The 15,247-nt window shown below is 71.8% G+C and carries 12 protein-coding genes and 1 pseudogene; 6 read left to right on the plus strand and 7 right to left on the minus strand.

Features of this window, described 5'->3' with window-relative positions; all coding sequences use genetic code 11:
* Positions 1 to 42 precede the first annotated feature (42 nt).
* Positions 43 to 1,119, minus strand: coding sequence for a tartrate dehydrogenase (locus tag ACYVOO_RS00590; RefSeq protein ID WP_461013680.1), 1,077 nt, complete (start codon positions 1,117 to 1,119; stop codon positions 43 to 45).
* Between the two features lie 125 nt (positions 1,120 to 1,244).
* Complete coding sequence (locus ACYVOO_RS00595; protein ID WP_461013681.1) at positions 1,245 to 2,132, minus strand: LysR family transcriptional regulator; 888 nt, start codon at positions 2,130 to 2,132, stop codon at positions 1,245 to 1,247.
* Between the two features lie 249 nt (positions 2,133 to 2,381).
* Here ACYVOO_RS00595 and ACYVOO_RS00600 point away from each other — a divergent pair, with 249 nt between their 5' ends.
* The gene (locus ACYVOO_RS00600; RefSeq protein WP_461013682.1) at positions 2,382 to 3,599 is read left to right on the plus strand and encodes a cytochrome P450; all 1,218 of its coding nucleotides are present in this window, start codon (positions 2,382 to 2,384) and stop codon (positions 3,597 to 3,599) included.
* The gene (locus ACYVOO_RS00605) at positions 3,589 to 4,407 is read left to right on the plus strand and encodes an SDR family oxidoreductase (RefSeq protein ID WP_461013683.1); all 819 of its coding nucleotides are present in this window, start codon (positions 3,589 to 3,591) and stop codon (positions 4,405 to 4,407) included. The genes ACYVOO_RS00600 and ACYVOO_RS00605 overlap by 11 nt, the downstream gene beginning before the upstream one ends.
* Before the next feature lie 54 nt (positions 4,408 to 4,461).
* On the opposite strand, the gene ACYVOO_RS00610 is transcribed toward ACYVOO_RS00605, so the two are convergent.
* Positions 4,462 to 5,574: a glycine amidinotransferase gene (locus ACYVOO_RS00610; RefSeq protein ID WP_461013684.1), complete on the minus strand. Its 1,113-nt coding sequence runs from the start codon at positions 5,572 to 5,574 to the stop codon at positions 4,462 to 4,464.
* A 344-nt stretch (positions 5,575 to 5,918) separates the two neighbouring features.
* Between ACYVOO_RS00610 and ACYVOO_RS00615 the strand changes: the two genes are divergently transcribed.
* The gene (locus ACYVOO_RS00615; RefSeq protein ID WP_461013685.1) at positions 5,919 to 6,926 is read left to right on the plus strand and encodes a methyltransferase; all 1,008 of its coding nucleotides are present in this window, start codon (positions 5,919 to 5,921) and stop codon (positions 6,924 to 6,926) included.
* Positions 6,923 to 8,356 carry a cytochrome P450 gene (locus ACYVOO_RS00620; protein WP_461013686.1) on the plus strand — a complete coding sequence of 478 codons (1,434 nt, stop codon included), beginning with the start codon at positions 6,923 to 6,925 and terminating at the stop codon, positions 8,354 to 8,356. Before ACYVOO_RS00615 ends, ACYVOO_RS00620 begins: the two co-directional genes overlap by 4 nt.
* Before the next feature lie 38 nt (positions 8,357 to 8,394).
* Here the strand turns inward: ACYVOO_RS00620 and ACYVOO_RS00625 are convergent, their stop codons facing one another.
* Entirely contained in the window at positions 8,395 to 9,357 is a 963-nt protein-coding gene (locus tag ACYVOO_RS00625; RefSeq protein WP_461013687.1) for an LLM class F420-dependent oxidoreductase, read from the minus strand.
* An 86-nt stretch (positions 9,358 to 9,443) separates the two neighbouring features.
* Between ACYVOO_RS00625 and ACYVOO_RS00630 the strand changes: the two genes are divergently transcribed.
* Entirely contained in the window at positions 9,444 to 10,235 is a 792-nt protein-coding gene (locus tag ACYVOO_RS00630; RefSeq protein WP_461013688.1) for an aspartate/glutamate racemase family protein, read from the plus strand.
* A gap of 57 nt (positions 10,236 to 10,292) precedes the next feature.
* Here ACYVOO_RS00630 and ACYVOO_RS00635 read toward each other — a convergent pair whose 3' ends face one another.
* Positions 10,293 to 11,489 carry a cytochrome P450 gene (locus ACYVOO_RS00635; RefSeq protein WP_461013689.1) on the minus strand — a complete coding sequence of 399 codons (1,197 nt, stop codon included), beginning with the start codon at positions 11,487 to 11,489 and terminating at the stop codon, positions 10,293 to 10,295.
* Positions 11,490 to 11,808: 319 nt separating this feature from the next.
* Here ACYVOO_RS00635 and ACYVOO_RS00640 point away from each other — a divergent pair, with 319 nt between their 5' ends.
* Positions 11,809 to 12,618, plus strand: coding sequence for a phytanoyl-CoA dioxygenase family protein (locus ACYVOO_RS00640; protein WP_461013690.1), 810 nt, complete (start codon positions 11,809 to 11,811; stop codon positions 12,616 to 12,618).
* Positions 12,619 to 12,644: 26 nt separating this feature from the next.
* Here the strand turns inward: ACYVOO_RS00640 and ACYVOO_RS00645 are convergent, their stop codons facing one another.
* Positions 12,645 to 13,430 carry a glycosyltransferase family 2 protein gene (locus tag ACYVOO_RS00645; RefSeq protein WP_461013691.1) on the minus strand — a complete coding sequence of 262 codons (786 nt, stop codon included), beginning with the start codon at positions 13,428 to 13,430 and terminating at the stop codon, positions 12,645 to 12,647.
* Positions 13,427 to 14,418, minus strand: a pseudogene (locus tag ACYVOO_RS00650) (NAD-dependent epimerase/dehydratase family protein). The gene ACYVOO_RS00645 and the pseudogene ACYVOO_RS00650 overlap by 4 nt, the downstream one beginning before the upstream one ends.
* Positions 14,419 to 15,247: the final 829 nt, after the last annotated feature.

Genomic DNA, 15,247 nt, shown 5'->3' on the forward strand with positions numbered 1-15,247 from the left:
AACCGGGGGAGTCCGGTGACGGGACGTCAGGGAGCGGTCGCGCTACAGCAGTTCGAGGAGCTTGTCGGTGAACTCCGCCGTGGTGGCCGTACCGCCGAGGTCGCGGGTGCGGGTGTCGGTCTTGGCCAGGGTCGCGGCGATCGCGTCGGTGATGTCCTTGGCCGCACGCGGGTGGCCGAGGTGGTCGAGCATCATGGCCGCCGACCAGATCGCGCCGAGCGGGTTGGCGACGCCCTGCCCGGCGATGTCGGGAGCCGAGCCGTGGACCGGCTCGAACATGGAAGGGAACGCGCGCTCCGGGTTGAGGTTGGCTGCCGGGGCGATGCCGATGGAACCGGCGACTGCGGCGGCGAGGTCGCTGAGGATGTCGCCGAAGAGGTTCGATCCGACGACGACGTCGAAGCGGGCGGGTTCGAGGACGAACTTGGCGGCGAGCGCGTCGATGTGCTCCTGGTCCCAGGCCACATCAGGGAAGTGCGGGGCCCGTTCGGCGACGAGCTGGTCCCAGAACGGCATGGTGTGCACGATGCCGTTCGACTTCGTCGCGGAGGTCAGCCTGCCCCCTCGCTGCGCGGCGAGCCGGAACGCGTAGTCCAGGACACGGGTCACGCCTGCGCGCGTGAACACGGCCTCCTGTACGGCCATCTCGTCCTCGAAGCCCCGGTTGAGCCGCCCGCCGGCCTCGCCGTACTCGCCTTCGACGTTCTCGCGGACGACGACGAAGTCGACCTCGCCCGGTACCGCGCCGCGCACGGGGCTGCCGATGCCCTCGAAGACCCGGATCGGCCGGAGGTTGACGTACTGGCGGAAGCTGCGGCGGATCGGGATGAGCAGCCCCCACAGCGAGACGTGGTCGGGCACTCCGGGGTAGCCCACCGCGCCGAGCAGGATGGCGTCCTTGTCGCGGAGCTGGTCGATGCCGTCGTCGGGCATCATCGCGCCTTCGCGCAGATACCGCTCGCACGACCAGTCGTCGTAGGAGGTGTAGCCGAGGGTGAAGCCGTGGCGGCGGCCGAGGACGTCGAGGACCTGGCGCGCGGGCGGCAGGACCTCGGCGCCGATGCCGTCGCCGGGGATCAGGGCGATGCGGTGGTCCGTCGTGGTGCGGTGGTTCGTCATGGCGCCGATTCCAGCAACGCCCTCGGCGCGGCGTCCAAGACGCAGTTCGCATCTGCCTTATAAGCGGCGCCTATCAGCGGTGCGGATCGCTATGCGTGTCGCTACGTGTGCCGCCACATGTATCGCTACGTGTGCGGGGTCCGGGCGCGGGCCGTGGACAGGAAGGCCGTCGCGGCGGGGGAGAGGGGGCCGCGGCGGCTGACGAGGCCGACGTTCAGCGCCGTCGCTGGCTCGATGTCCAGCACGTGCGCGCCCGCCTGCCCGGCCAGGTCCCGCCAGGACTCGGTGACCACCGCGAGCCCTACCCCGGCCAGCACCAGCGGCAGCAGGGCCACCCGGTGCTCGATCTCCGCCGCCACCTCGAACGCGATGCCCCGTTCGCGCAGCGAGTCGACGTAGGCGCGGATGCCGGTGCCCGGCTGCCCCACGATCAGCCGCAGCCCTGCCAGGTCCTCGCACGACACGTCGTCCCGCAGCGCCAGTGGGTCGCCCGGCGGGACGAGGAGGACGAACCGCTGCCGCTCCAGAGCGGTCGTGCTGACCTCCTTCTCCGGCAGCGGCCCGGAAGTCGCCAGCAGCCCCAGCTCGACGGCCCCGGTGCGCACCGCGTCGACCGTGTCGCGCGCCGTGAAGACCGCCTTCACGGCCACGACCACCCCTGGATAGCGGTCGCTGAACGCGCGGATCAGCGACGTGAGGGGTTCGACCGCCTGCGACGGCATCGACGCCACATCCAGCCGCCCCGCGCGCAGCTCGTGCACGGACGCCACGCTCGCCCGGGCGGTCTCCAGGCTGCGGACGGCGGCGCGGGCGGGCTCGATCAGCGCCTTGCCCGCCTCCGTGAGCACCGCACGCCGCCCGATCCGGTGGAACAGCGCGGACCCCAGGTCACGCTCCAGCGCGCGGACGGCCTGGGACAGCGACGGCTGCGACACGTACAGGGCCGCGGCGGCCCGGTTGAAGCCGTCGGAATCGACGATCGCCAGGAAGTACTCCAGTTGGCGGACGTCCATCGGTCCTCCCCGCGTCGTCTCGCATCGCTCATGTCCGTACGGGCCGGATCAGCCTAGACGGCCGACGTCGGGGGAAGGCGCGCGCACCGCTGGCCCCACGGTGACCGGAAGTGGCTCCCCGGAGCAGGGACGCACTTCCGGCCCGACGCGCCCTGGGCTACGGTCCGCCCGGACCGTCCGCGCACCGAACGCCCACCGCTCATCGCCCACCGCCCACCGTCCGCCGTCCGCCGTGTGAAAGGGCGCAGGATGACGACGCCACCCCCGCCGCCGCGCGCCTGGACGACCCGCCGTGCCGCGCGGCGCCCCTTCGATCCGCCGCCCGAGCGGTCCGGGCTGCACGCCGACGCGCCGCTGTCCAGGGTGACGCTGTGGAACGGCGCCACGGCCTGGCTGGTGGTCCGGCACGCTGACCAGGTGGCGCTGCTGCGGAGCAAGCACCTCAGCGCGGACGACACCCGGCCCGCCTACCCGGCCGTCAGCGCCGCCGAGGACGCCACGCGCGATCACAACCGTACGTTCATCACCATGGACGGCCCCGCACACGCGGTGCGACGGCGCAGGTTCACGGGCGAGTTCACCCCGCAGCGGATCGCCGCGCTGCGGCCACGCGTCGAGGAGATCGTCGACGGGCTGCTGGACGCGATGGTGCGGGCTGGCCCGCCCGTGGACCTCGTCGCGGCGTTCGCTCAGGCCGTGCCCGTGAAGGTGATCTGCGAGCTGCTGGGGGTGCCGTACGCGGACCGGGCGTTCTTCCAGGACGCCAACGCCGTGGTGGTGGACACCCGCAGCGCGCCCGAGGCCGCGCTCGCCGCCTCCCGCGCGCTGACCGGCTACCTCGGGGAGCTGATCGAGCGCAAGCTGCGCGCTCCCGAGGACGATCTGCTCAGCCGGCTGGCCACGGACCACCTGGCCTCCGGCAGGACCACGCGCGAGGAGTGCGCGCGCGAGGCGCGGCTGCTGCTGGCGGCGGGTCAGGAGACGACGGCGAGCATGATCGCGCTGGGCACGTGCGTGCTGCTCCAGCACCCCGGGGAGCTGGCCGTGGTCAGGGAGGGCGGCCGGGAGCGGGTCGAGGCGGCCGTCGAGGAACTGCTGCGGTATCTGTCCGTCACGCACATGGGCCGACGCCGGGTGGCTCTCGCGGACATCGCCCTGCACGGACACGTCATCAGGGCCGGTGACGCGGTGATCTGCGCCAACGACCTCGCGGGCCGGGACCCTGAGGTGTTCGCGTGCCCTGACCGTCTGGACACGCGGCGTCCCGGCGTCCGGCGCCACCTCGCCTTCGGCGAGGGGCCGCACCAGTGCCTTGGTCAGCACCTGGCCCGGCTCGAACTCCAGGTGGCGTACCCGGCGCTGTTCCGGCGCCTGCCGGGGCTGCGCCTGGACGGGCCGGTGTCGCGCCTCCCCTTCGCCACGGAGAAGTTCGTCTACGGAATCCGGGAGCTGCCCGTTGTCTGGTGACACGCCCCAAGGCCCCGACGCGGGCCCCGTCCTCTCCGTCGGCCCTGCTCCGTCCGGCGTCGCCGCCCCCTCCGGCAGCCCCCGCCCGCTCAGCGGCAGGAGCGCGGTGGTGACGGGCGGCTCGCGCGGCATCGGCAGGGCGGTGACGCACGCGCTGGCCGGTGCCGGGGCGCGGGTGGCCGTGAACTGGGTACGGGACGCGGAAGCGGCGGACGAGACCGTCGGCGAGGTCCGGGCGGCGGGCGGCCGGGCGGTGGCGGTGCGCGCTGACGTGTCCCGCGAGGCGGACGTCCGGCGGCTGTTCGACGAGGCGGAGGCGGCCTTCGGCACGGTGGACATCGTCGTGGCCAACGCCGGGGTCGTGGTGTGGAAGCCGCTGACGGAGAGCACGGAGGAGGACTTCGACCACATCTTCGCGACGAACGCCAAGGGGATGTTCCTCACCCTGCGCGAGGCCGCACTGCGGCTCCCGGACGGCGGCCGGATCGTCGCCGTCTCCACTGTGGGCACCCGGCTCTACCTGCCCCACACCCCGCTGTACCTGGCCAGCAAGGGCGCCGTTGAGCAGTTCGTCCGCTCGCTGTCGCGGGAGCTGGGGCCGCGCGGGATCACGGTGAACGCCGTGTCGCCCGGCTTCACCGAGACGGCGCTCTTCCGCGAGGAGGACCGGGCGTGGGCCTCGGGCATGGCCTCGCTGGGCAGAGTGGGCACCCCGGAGGACGTCGCCGGGACGGTGCTGTGGCTGGCCGGTCCCTCGGCGGCGTGGGTGACGGGGCAGAACGTCAGCGCGTGCGGCGGCGTCGCCTGACGAGCCGAACGGGGCTGACGGGTTGGGCGGGGCGGGCGGGCCGGCCGGGGCGCCTCACCCGAAGTAGTCCTCTGGCCCTCCCGCCCGGACGGTGTCGAGGGTGAAGCAGTGGAACCCGCCCCCGAACAGGCGCCGGTGGCGGTGCCGCACCGGGACGACGGTGAAGCCGTTCTTCTCCAGGACCTTGATGAGGTCGGGGAAGAGCGAGTTGGCGATCACCGTGTTCTCGTCCACGGACAGGACGTTCATGTCGATGTACCGGGTGGTGAGGACCATGTCGTCGTCCTCGTACTGCGGGAAGATGCTGTCGGCGGGCTCCGGCGGATAGATGTGGTCCCACGAGCGGAGCGGCGCGGGCAGTTTTTCGGTCACTTCCGGATTGCGCACCAAGAGGGTGCCGGGGCGCAACGGAAGCACGAGGCTGTCGATGTGGTTGTCCGAGAACCGGTACATGATGTGGAATCGGAACTTGCCTTCGAGATGGCGTTCCAGCCAGCGCACCGCGAGTGCGTGGTTCTCCGTCGCGACATTCACGATCACATCCTGGCCGAATCGCATGCACTGGGCCGCGTCCAGCAGCATTTCGAATCCGACGTCGAACTCCGAGGAGTCCGGATCGGATATTTCCTGGAGGGCCGGAGCGTTCTGTCCTGACACGTAGGAGATGTCGAAGGACTTGTCCGTCATCACGGGGCGCGGCATGGTGGTCCATTTCGCGCCCCGCTCGAAGTACCGGTAGAACACGGGCTTCAGCAGATCGTTCTCGAAGTACCGGGCGCGGATCTGCGGAGGCGTTTCGATGATCTCGTCGCCCAATATCATGGCCTGGTCCCGTATGTTGAGCGCCGGAACGCAGCTCGCCGCCCAGTAGGGGGTCCGGAAATCGACGGAGCGGGTGAGCGTTTTCGGCCGGTGTACGGTGACCGACAGCGCCGACAGCGCCGCCGCCAGCTCCTCGACGTCCTCGTTCAGCTCCTCCACGTACTGCTTCTTCAGCTCCAGACGGCCCGAAACCGGTGCCCCGTAGCTGGGGTAGTAGAAGGGCCCCGCCACGTCGTGGAAGAAGAGCTTGAAGGACAGCTCGACTTCATGGGCGTCGTACCGGAGACCGGAACCCACGATGACCTCTCGCAGGGGTGACCATTCGTCGTAGCTGTGTACGGACATCTCGCATCGGCCCTTCTCGGAGGAGGGTGCGTTGATACACGAGTGAACAGAACGAGTGAACAGGCGGAGGCGGGGCGAAATCCATGCCGCCTTCGGATATTGGCCGAAAGGGGCCGAGCATATTACGCCGGTCGGGCCGGAACCGTGCGAGCACCGGGCGCAGTTGACAGTGAATAATCCGGCGGGCACCCTCGCACAAGGTCACCCGAATGGTATTCACCCCGATCCGAACGCTCCGCCTAGGAGGCGCAGTGGTAGCCGATCAGGACTACGGAACCCATTCCGGCGAGACCGGACCCGCAGCCCAGGGCTCGGTCTTCACGCAAAACGCGGACAGATTCTCCATGATCCTGTTCGGGCACGCCGCATTCCAGTACCTCAACGCGGCATGCGAACTCGGCCTTTTCGAGCTGCTGGCCGAAAAAGGACCACTCACCAGCAAGGACATCCGCACGGCACTGGACCTGGAGGAGCGCGCGGGCGACATCCTGCTGCTCGGCTGCGCCGCGCTGGGCCTGGTCCACAGGGATGGGCCCACCTGCCGCCTGTCGGCGGAGATCACCGACCTGATGGAACGCGACGAGTGGACGCACGTCGTCAACACCGTCGCCTTCGAGCAGTACGTCGTGTACGAGAGCCAGCGGGACTTCACCGACTCGCTGCGTCACAACACGAACGTCGGACTGCGCCGGGTGCCAGGGGACGGCACGGGCCTCTACCGCAGGCTCTCCCAGAACCCGCACATGGAAGAGGTCTTCTACCGCTACATGCGGTCCTGGTCGCAACTGGCCAACGCGCACCTCGTACGCCACCTCGACCTGTCGGGGGCCCGCACGCTGCTGGACTGCGGCGGCGGCGACGCCGTCAACGCGACAGCCCTCGCGCAGGCCAACCCGCACCTGCGCGTCACCGTGCTGGAGATCCCCGAGTCCGTGCCGCTGGCAGAGGAGGCCATCCGCGCGGCCGGTCTCCAGGGCCGGGTGACCGTGCGCGCGGCCGACATCCTGGAGGACCCCTTCCCCACCGGCTTCGACTGCGTGCTCTTCGCCCACCAGCTCGTCATCTGGACCCCCGAGGAGAACACCGCGCTGCTGCGCAAGGCCCACACCGCGCTGGCTCCTGGCGGCCGGGTGGCGGTGTTCAACTCGATGTCCGACGACACCGGGGACGGACCGCTCATCGCAGCGCTGGACAGCGTCTACTTCGCCTCGCTCCCGGCCGAGGGAGGCATGATCTACCCCTGGTCGCGCCACGAGGCGTCGATGCGGGCAGCCGGGTTCACGGAGCTGCGCCGCATCCCGCTGCCCACCTGGACCCCGCACGGCATCCTGACCGGGACGCGGGCGGCATGACGGGCTCAGCGACGGCCCTGCGGGACCTGCCCACGGTGCGCACCTGGCCGGTGCTGGGCTGTCTGCCGGACCTGATGCGCCGCAAGGAGTCGTTCTGGGCCGAGGCGGGGCGCGCGCACGGCGACCTCTACGAGCTGGACCTCGGCGTCACCCGGCTGGTCGCTGCCGGGCACCCCCGGCACGCGCACCACATCCTCGTCGACCACGCGGACAACTACCGCGACAAGGGCGGCGCCACCGGCTTCCGGGCCACGCTGCTGCCGCTGACCGGGCAGGGGCTGTCCACCATCGACGTGGAGGACGCGCACTGGCAGAGCCGCCGCGACCTCGTCGGCCCCGCGTTCCGGCAGGCGGCGCTGAAGTCGATGACGGACTACATGGCGCGGCTCGTCGGCCACCGCGCCGACGACTGGCTGCCCGCGTCGGCGGGCGCGGGCGGAACGGGGCTCGACGTGGTGCCCCGCGTCACCGCGGCCGTCACCAGCGCGCTGGCCGAGCTGCTGTACGGGGCGCCGATCTCGGACGACGAGATCCGGCGCGTGGACCGGGCCTTCGACCAGATCATGAACTACATGTGGGTCGGCATGCTGGCCTCCGCCGTGCCCGCCTGGCTCCCGTTCCCCGGACGGGGCCGCCAGCGCAGGGCGATCGGGGTCATCGAGCGCACCGTCCTGGACGTCGTCTCCCGCCGTGACGGTGACCGGGACCGGGGCCGGGACCTGGGCGGTGAGGGTCCGGGCCGCCGTCCGGAGCTGGTCGACCTGATGTCGGCGGCCGAGCGGGAGCTGGACGCCGAGGGGCTGCGGGACGAGGCGGTGTCGCTGCTGCTCGGCGCTGAACCCCTGGCGATCTCGGTGAGCTGGGCGCTGCACCTGCTGGCACGCCACCCCGACGTCCAGCACACAGCGCGCGCCGAACTCGACCGTGCCCTCGGCGGCCGGTGCCCCCGCTTCGAGGACCTGGCCGCGCTGCCGTATCTGCGGACGGTGCTGAAAGAGGCGCTGCGCCTGTGCCCGCCGACGTACTGGGTGCAGCGCCGCGCCGCACGCGACGACGTCATCGACGGCGTCCTCGTCCCGGGCGGCACCGTCGTGGTCGTGCTGATCCACCGCATCCACACCCATCCGGAGATCTGGGAGGCGCCCGAACGGTTCGACCCCCGGAGGTTCGCGACGGGCGCCGGCTCGGGCGGTGGTGCGGGTGGCGTTCGGGCGCGGCACCGGCAGGCGTGGATGCCGTTCGGCGGCGGGCGCCGGAGCTGTGTGGCGCGGGAGTTCTCCATGACGCTCGGGCTGCTCGTCCTGGCCCACGCCCTCCAGCGCTACGTGTTCGCCCCGCACCCGCGCCGCACCCCCGCGCTGACCGTCGCGACGAACCTCCGCCCGAGCGCCGGGGTGTGGCTCACCGCGCGTCGGCGCCGGGCGACATGACGGCGTGGCGCCACCCGGCGCGGTCCGGTGCGCGGGGATCAGCGTGCCGTGGCGCGGCCCGGAACGTCGCGGCCCGGAACGTCGCGGCCCGGAACGTCGCGACGGGGGAGGGCGCGGTCCGCGAAGAGACGTGCCGCGCACGCGGACATCGCGTCCTTGTGCCGCTCCAGGTCCGCCTCGGCGCCAGCCCCCGTCTGGAGCACGATCCGGTGGACGCCGAGATCCGCCAGACCGGCGGCCTCCTCCGCCGTCAGCTCCCCGAGCCCCCGGTACAGCGACAGTTCCAGCGCGTCCGGGTCACGCCCGTACCGTTCCGCCTCGTCCCGCATCACCCCGGCCAGACGCGTCAGCTCGGCACCCTCGACGCCGAGCGGCTGGAACCCGTCGCCGTACCGCCCGGCCCGGCGCGCGGCGGCGGTGCTGTGCCCGCCGAAGTGGAGGGGGATGCCCGTGGCCCGCCGTGGCCGTGGGCGGCACAGCACCCTCTCGAAGCGGAAGAACTCCCCCTCGTGCGTGGCCCCTTCGGGCCCGTCGTGCGACCACAGCGTGCGCAGCACCCGCACCTGCTCGTCCGCCCTCCGGCCGCGCGTGGCGAAGTCCACCCCGCACGCCTCGGTCTCCTCGCGCAGCCACCCGACACCCACGCACAGCCGCAGCCGCCCGCCCGACAGCGCGTCGAGGGTGGCGGCACGCTTGGCCAGGACGACGGGATGGTGGTGGGGGAGGATCAGCACGCCGGTCGCCAGCCCGATGGTGGCGGTGCGTGCCGCGAGGAAGCTCAGCAGCTCCAGCGGGTCGGGGACCGGGCAGTCGGGGACGACCGGGAGCCGCCCGTCGGGACTGTACGGGTAGGTGCTCGATGTGCCGCTCACCATGACGGAGTGTTCGGCGGCGACCAGGGACTCGAATCCGCACGACTCGGCGTGCCGGGCGAATTCTCCGACCCATTCCGGGTCGACCACACCCGGGCCGCCGAAAGGTAAGGCGATGGCGTAATCCATGGGGACAGCGTAGGCGGGAACCGGAACGCGCACAGGCCGCTTTTCTGCCGATCGCGTATCTCCGGCGCATACCTGAAAGGAGCGCGATGTGGTACTCAGGCCGTGACACGGGGCTGACCGAAATATGGTCCAGAAAACAGCATCTCGCCTACGGAATGGGTCTCGGCATCATGCTCGTCGATGACGTGTATCCCGGGTTCCCCGGCGACATGCGCAACCCGAGCGCGTACCCGTTCCCCATTCAGTACGACATCGCCAGGGGAATCGGATTCGACGAGCTGATCTTCGAGCGGGACAAGTCGGCCTGTGTGGAGCCGGTCATCGCGTCGGCGCGGCGGCTCCAGGACCTGGGGTGCCGGGCGGTCGCCGCCGAGTGCGGCTATTTCGCGTACTTCCAGCGGACGGTCGCCGACGCGCTCGACGTGCCGGTCTTCATGTCCAGTCTGCTGCAAGCACCGCTGGCCAGGGCCGTCGTCGGCGCGCACCGGACGGTGGGGCTCATGGTGGCCTTCCGCGACCACCTCACCGGCGGTCACCTGGAGGCGGTGGGCATCGCGCCGGACGACCACGCCGGATATCCGGTGACCGGCATCGTCGAATCCGGGCACTGCCCGACCCTGGTGCGGCTCTACAACGAGCCCGACCCCGCGAAGCGGCACGCCGAATACGCCGTCGTGGAGCGCGAAGTGGTCACCCTGGCCACCGAGTTCAGGGACCAGCACCCCTCGATGGGTGCGCTGGTCCTGGAGTGCGGTGCCGTCCAGCCGTTCGCCCGCGCCGTCCAGCGGCACCTGGACCTCCCCGTGTTCAGCTGGGGCACGCTCCTGGACTACGCCTACGGAGTGGTGGCGCACCGCGACTATTTCGGGCACGTGTGAGCGGCCGGCCGACCGGACAGGCTCGTCGGCCCCGTGGCCGTGACCACGGCCGTCCGCTCAGCCGTCCGTCCACGCCACCGGCAGCTCCCGCAACCCGCGCACCACCAGCCCCGTCCGCCAGACCAGTTCGTCCGTGGGCACGGCGATGCGCAGGCCGGGGAAGCGCGCAAGGAGGCGGCCGAGGGCGACCTGTAGTTCCATCCGGGCCAGGTGCACGCCCAGACAGTGGTGGATGCCGTGCCCGAAGGCCAGGTGAGGGTTGTCGGCGCGGGCGAGGTCGATCTCGTCGGGTCGGGCGAAGACCGCCTCGTCGCGGTTGGCCGAAGGGCGCGACACCATGACCGTCTCGCCCGCCCGGATGAGCTGTCCGCCGATCTCCACGTCCTCGGTGGCGACGCGGGGCAGCCCCGCGTCGGACCCCAGCGGGACGAAGCGCAGCAGTTCCTCCACGGCGCGGGGCAGCAGCGCGGGATCGTCGCGCAGCCGCCGCCACAGCCGGGGGCTGCTGAGCAGGGTGTAGCTGAAGTTGGTGATCTGACTGGCCGTCGCGGGGAAGCCGGAGACCAGCAGGCTCACGCTCAGATGCACCAGTTCGTCCTCGGTGAGCGGGTCGTCGCCGCTCTGGCGCGGGTCGTGGACCAGGGCCGAGAGCAGGTCGTCGGCCGGTCGGGCCCGGCGCCGCCGCAGCAGCTCGGCCATATAGGCGTCCAGCCCCGCGCACGCGGCGTCGATCTCCTCCTGCGTATGGGCCGTCAGCGACAGCAGCACCTCCGACCAGGGGCGGAGCACCTCGCGGTCCGAGGCGGGCACGCCCAGCAGATCGCACATCACCGTCAGCGGCAGCGGGTGCGCGTACTGCCCGACGAGGTCTGCCGGTTCGCCCTCGGCGGCCATGGCGTCGAGCAGCCCCTCGGCGATCCGCTCGGAGCGCGGACGCAGTCGCTCGACGCGGCGGTGGGTGAACGCGCCCGCCGCCCTGCTGCGGATACGGGACTGGCGCGGCGGATCCATGTCCAGCATGAAGGTCGGTTCGACCCCCTTCGCGGGCAGTCCGGTGGCCAGGGTGCGGCTGAAGGCCGGGTGGGTGAACAGCCGCCGGGTCTCGGCCCAGCCGGTGACCAGCCAGGCCGGACGGCCGCCGGAGAGGCTGATCCGTCCGACGGGGCACGCGCGGTCGCGCGCCGCGAGCGCGGGATCGACCTCAAGGCGCACCCCCGGTATCTCCTCCTGGTGCTGCCAGCGTGAATTCGTCACCGATTCCTCCGGTGTCGCCGAACGATTCTCCGGGATTGCGCGTGTTCTCGGTGCGGGTTCCTGATGCCTGCCCCTGCCCGAAGGGCGTCAACCGCCCTGGCGCGGGCCGCGAAAAGCCGTACCGGAAATCGTGTGTGCTGCGCTCACATCAGGCCATTCGCAAGAGGCGATCCTCCGCCCGATGGGGTCCGCGTCTACAGTGAACGGAGAATCGGCCGGCCTTCTCTGCCCCGGCGATGCGTCACTTCCCAAGAAATCTTGCCAAGCAATCTTGTGCGACAGGGAATCATCCACGGAGGATGCGGACGGGAGACGGGAAATGACCAGTACGTCGACGGTACGGACGCCCACCCTCGCGGAACACGGATACGAGGTGATTCCCGGCGCGCTTTCCCCGCCGCTGTTGGAACGCCTCTCCGAAGCGGCGCACCGCGCGCACGAGCGGTTCCGGGACCGCGCCCGCGACTACTACACGCCGCGCCGCCGGATGCTGTTCGCGATCCAGGAACTGGAACCGGCCTTCCTCGAACCCCTGGCGCTGGCCACCACCCTGCCCGCCGTGTGCGGGGCACTGGGCCCGAACATCTTCGTCTACCACTCCCACCTCGACCGCAACGAATCGCTGCCCGAAGAGTTCGAGTACCCCTTCAACTGGCACCGTGACCTGCAAGGCATCACCTACACGCTGCCTCATCCGCTGCCGCTGCTCTCGGTGAAGGTCTCCTATCCGCTCACCGATATCGCCGGTGCCGAGGGCGGCGGGCCGCTGGTGATCCCCGGCTCCCACACGGGGCCGTCGACGGACCGGCCGACCGGGCCGCGCCCGCCCGGCTCGGTGCCCGTCCTGGCCCCGGCCGGATCCGCGATCCTGATCGACTCCCGGCTCTGGCACACCGTCGGCGCCAACCGCTCGGGCCACATCCGGATGACCCTGTTCTACGCGTACGCCTACCGCTGGATCCGCCCCATCGAGCCGTACGACCTCTCTCCGGAACGCCTCGCCGGGCTCACCCCGGTACAGCGCCAACTGCTGGGCGCGGGCGACCGGCTGGAGGGCTTCCATCTGCCCGAGCCCGACGAGGTGCCGCTGCGCTCCGTCGCGGAGAGCGGGGACTGGTCGGCGCTCTGACGACTGCCGCCCCCCTCGGACACCGGTCAGATCTCGGTCTCCCGCGTGAAGTCGACCAGGACCCGCACGGGGACGCGCCCCGGGTTCGCGGTGAGGCGGCCCAGCCGCAGGTTCTCGCGGCGGCGTTCGAGGTTGTGCCGCCGCATCTCCTCCCAGCCGAACGGCAGCCCGGTGTCGCGCAGCTTGTCCTCGATGCTGTTGGGGATCGAGGCGCGGCCCGGCTGCGGCAGCCGCACGACGGCGAGCCCCGATGCCCGCGCCCGGTCGATCAGATCGACGTCCTGCTGGGACATGGGCAGCATCTCCTCGTCGTAGCCTCCCAGGGCCATGAAGTGCCGACGGGGCAGGCCGATGCGTCCGCTGGTCCCGTTGCCCTCGGCCGGGAGGCCGTCCCGCTCACCGACCTGCCCCTTGTCGGTCTCGGCGACGAAGCCGTGGATGAGCGTGTCGTAGGCCCGCGCCCACTGCGCGCGCCACGCCGGGACGGTGTCACCGATGAAGTTGTCCGCGTCCACATTGACCAGGAACTCACCCGTGGCCCCGAAGTGCGCGAGGTTCTTCGCCTTCGACATGTGGAAGTGCGGCGCGTCCCGCAGGTGCAGATAGCGCAGCAGGCCGCGCTCGATGTGCGGCCGGAACGTGCGGACCCACTCGTCCATGCCGTCGCGCGAGTCGTAGTTGACGAGGACGACCTCGGCGTTGCCGTCGGCCTCGGCGCGCTCCAGGTTCTCCGGCAGGGTCCGGCGCAGTTGCCAGAGGCGGTTCTTGCACGTCACGCAGAACGAGATCCTGCCCGCGACCGGGCCGCTCACGAGCCCGCCCCCTGCCCCGCCCCCTGCCCCGCCCCTGTCCCCTTCTCCCGCCAGCCCGGCCAGTGCTCGTCGAGCATCGTGGCCAGACCGTCCCGCAGCGCCACGCGCGGCACGTAGCCGAAGGCACGCGCGGCCAGCGAGATGTCAGCCCCGGTGTCCCGCACGTCCCGCGGCGCCGTCCCCACCCGCTCCACCTTCACCGGGCCCGCCAGCGACCGCAGCACGTCGATGGCTTCGTTGAGCGACACCCGGCTGCCCCCGCCGACGTTCGCCACCCCCGCGAACGCCGACAGGGAGGCGCGGTACAGGGCGTCCACGACATCGGAGACGAAGGTGAAGTCGCGGGTCTGGCAGCCGTCCCCGTACACGGTGAAGGGCTCGTCGCGGGCCGCGGCACGCACCAGCCGGGCGAACGCCATGTCCGGGCGCTGACAGGGCCCGTAGACACTGAACAGCCGCAGCGCCACCGTGGGGACGCCGAAGGTCTCGCGGTACACCTCGCACAGTTGCTCACCGGCGAGCTTGGTCACCCCGTACGGGGACACCGGCGCGGACGCCGCGTCTCCGCGGTCGGGTAGGAAGCGGCCTGCCCGTACACCGACGAACTGGAGGCGTACACCAGCTTGCGCGGCGGGCCGACGCCGACGGCCCTGGCGGCCTCCAGCAGCGCGTGGGTGGTGAGGACGTTGCGCCGCACGTAGGTGGCGAACTCCTCGCCCCAGGACGTGCGGACGCCGGGCTGACCGGCCAGATGGAAGACGACGTCGGCGTCGTCGAGCAGCTTCGCGAGGGGGAGCCCGAGCAGTTCCTCGCCCCGGAAGGTGAAAGCGGGCCGCGCGCGCAGCCGCTCGGCGTTGCGCTCCTTGAGCGCGGGGTCGTACGTGTCGGTGAGGGCGTCCACCCCGAGGACCTCGTGCCCCTCGGCGAGCAGACGGTCGCACGGGTGGGGCCCGATGAAACCGGCGGCACCGGTGACCAGGGCCCGCATCAGCGGGGGCCGACGGGGCCGACGGGGCCGACGGGGCCGGCGTCGGGTTACGGGGAGGCAGGAGACACGGGGGACACCCTTTCGTCGAGGGGCGAGGTCCGAGTGGCCAGGGTTTCGCGGCGCCGGGCGGCCACGGAAGAAGGCCGCCGCACAATGGCCGAAGGCGGTGCGGTGGGGTATCGGTCACGCTGGCGGAATCGCGGGCACCACTTTCCCGCCGACCGCGCCACCCTGGCCGTGGCCGTGCAAGGGGGAGCCCGTCGGGAACGCGTACCGCTGACGGCGGGAGCCGCGCTCCTCGCCGGGCCCGGCGTCCGCTGCCGGGCGCCACTCATGGCCCTCGCCCGTGCGGCCGGCCCTCGCCCGTGCGGCGGGGCCCGGTGACGCCGTCCCCATGGCGTCACCGGCGCGTCCCGGTCAGTGCGTCCCGGGCCGCCCCCGCGGAGCGACAGCCGGTGGCGGGGCCGCCCGCGCCCCGGCTCGTGGCTGTCCGGCCTCCCCCGTTGCCCGGACGGCGAACCGGGGCAGCCGCCCGGACCCCCCCGTTGCGGTCCGGGCGACCGCTCCGGGGAAAAGTCTTCGGCGTCCGCCTGTTGTTGCGCAGGTCCGTCCAGCCCGAGCAACAACGCGACGGCCGGACCGGGCGTGGGCGGCTTGGGTGCGTGGGGTCGCTTTTGAGGGGTCTTGCCAGGGTCGGACCGGGTGCGTAGGTTTCCGCGCGTCAAACGTCACCGTCGGGCAGGGGGCTGGGATGCCGCGTCGGGAGAGTCCGGTGGATCCGGGCGCGGGGCCGGTTTCGCGGTTCGCGTTCGCGCTGCGGAAGCTGCGG

Source organism: Streptomyces daliensis (assembly GCF_054782395.1).

Bases quoted from the DNA above. Each gene is read 5' to 3' on its own strand.
- ACYVOO_RS00590 (WP_461013680.1), bottom strand. From the start codon at position 1,119: ATGACGAACCACCGCACCACGACGGACCACCGCATCGCCCTGATCCCC.
- ACYVOO_RS00595 (WP_461013681.1), bottom strand. From the start codon at position 2,132: ATGGACGTCCGCCAACTGGAGTACTTCCTGGCGATCGTCGATTCCGAC.
- ACYVOO_RS00600 (WP_461013682.1), top strand. From the start codon at position 2,382: ATGACGACGCCACCCCCGCCGCCGCGCGCCTGGACGACCCGCCGTGCC.
- ACYVOO_RS00610 (WP_461013684.1), bottom strand. From the start codon at position 5,574: ATGTCCGTACACAGCTACGACGAATGGTCACCCCTGCGAGAGGTCATC.
- ACYVOO_RS00615 (WP_461013685.1), top strand. From the start codon at position 5,919: ATGATCCTGTTCGGGCACGCCGCATTCCAGTACCTCAACGCGGCATGC.
- ACYVOO_RS00620 (WP_461013686.1), top strand. From the start codon at position 6,923: ATGACGGGCTCAGCGACGGCCCTGCGGGACCTGCCCACGGTGCGCACC.
- ACYVOO_RS00625 (WP_461013687.1), bottom strand. From the start codon at position 9,357: ATGGATTACGCCATCGCCTTACCTTTCGGCGGCCCGGGTGTGGTCGAC.
- ACYVOO_RS00630 (WP_461013688.1), top strand. From the start codon at position 9,444: ATGTGGTACTCAGGCCGTGACACGGGGCTGACCGAAATATGGTCCAGA.
- ACYVOO_RS00640 (WP_461013690.1), top strand. From the start codon at position 11,809: ATGACCAGTACGTCGACGGTACGGACGCCCACCCTCGCGGAACACGGA.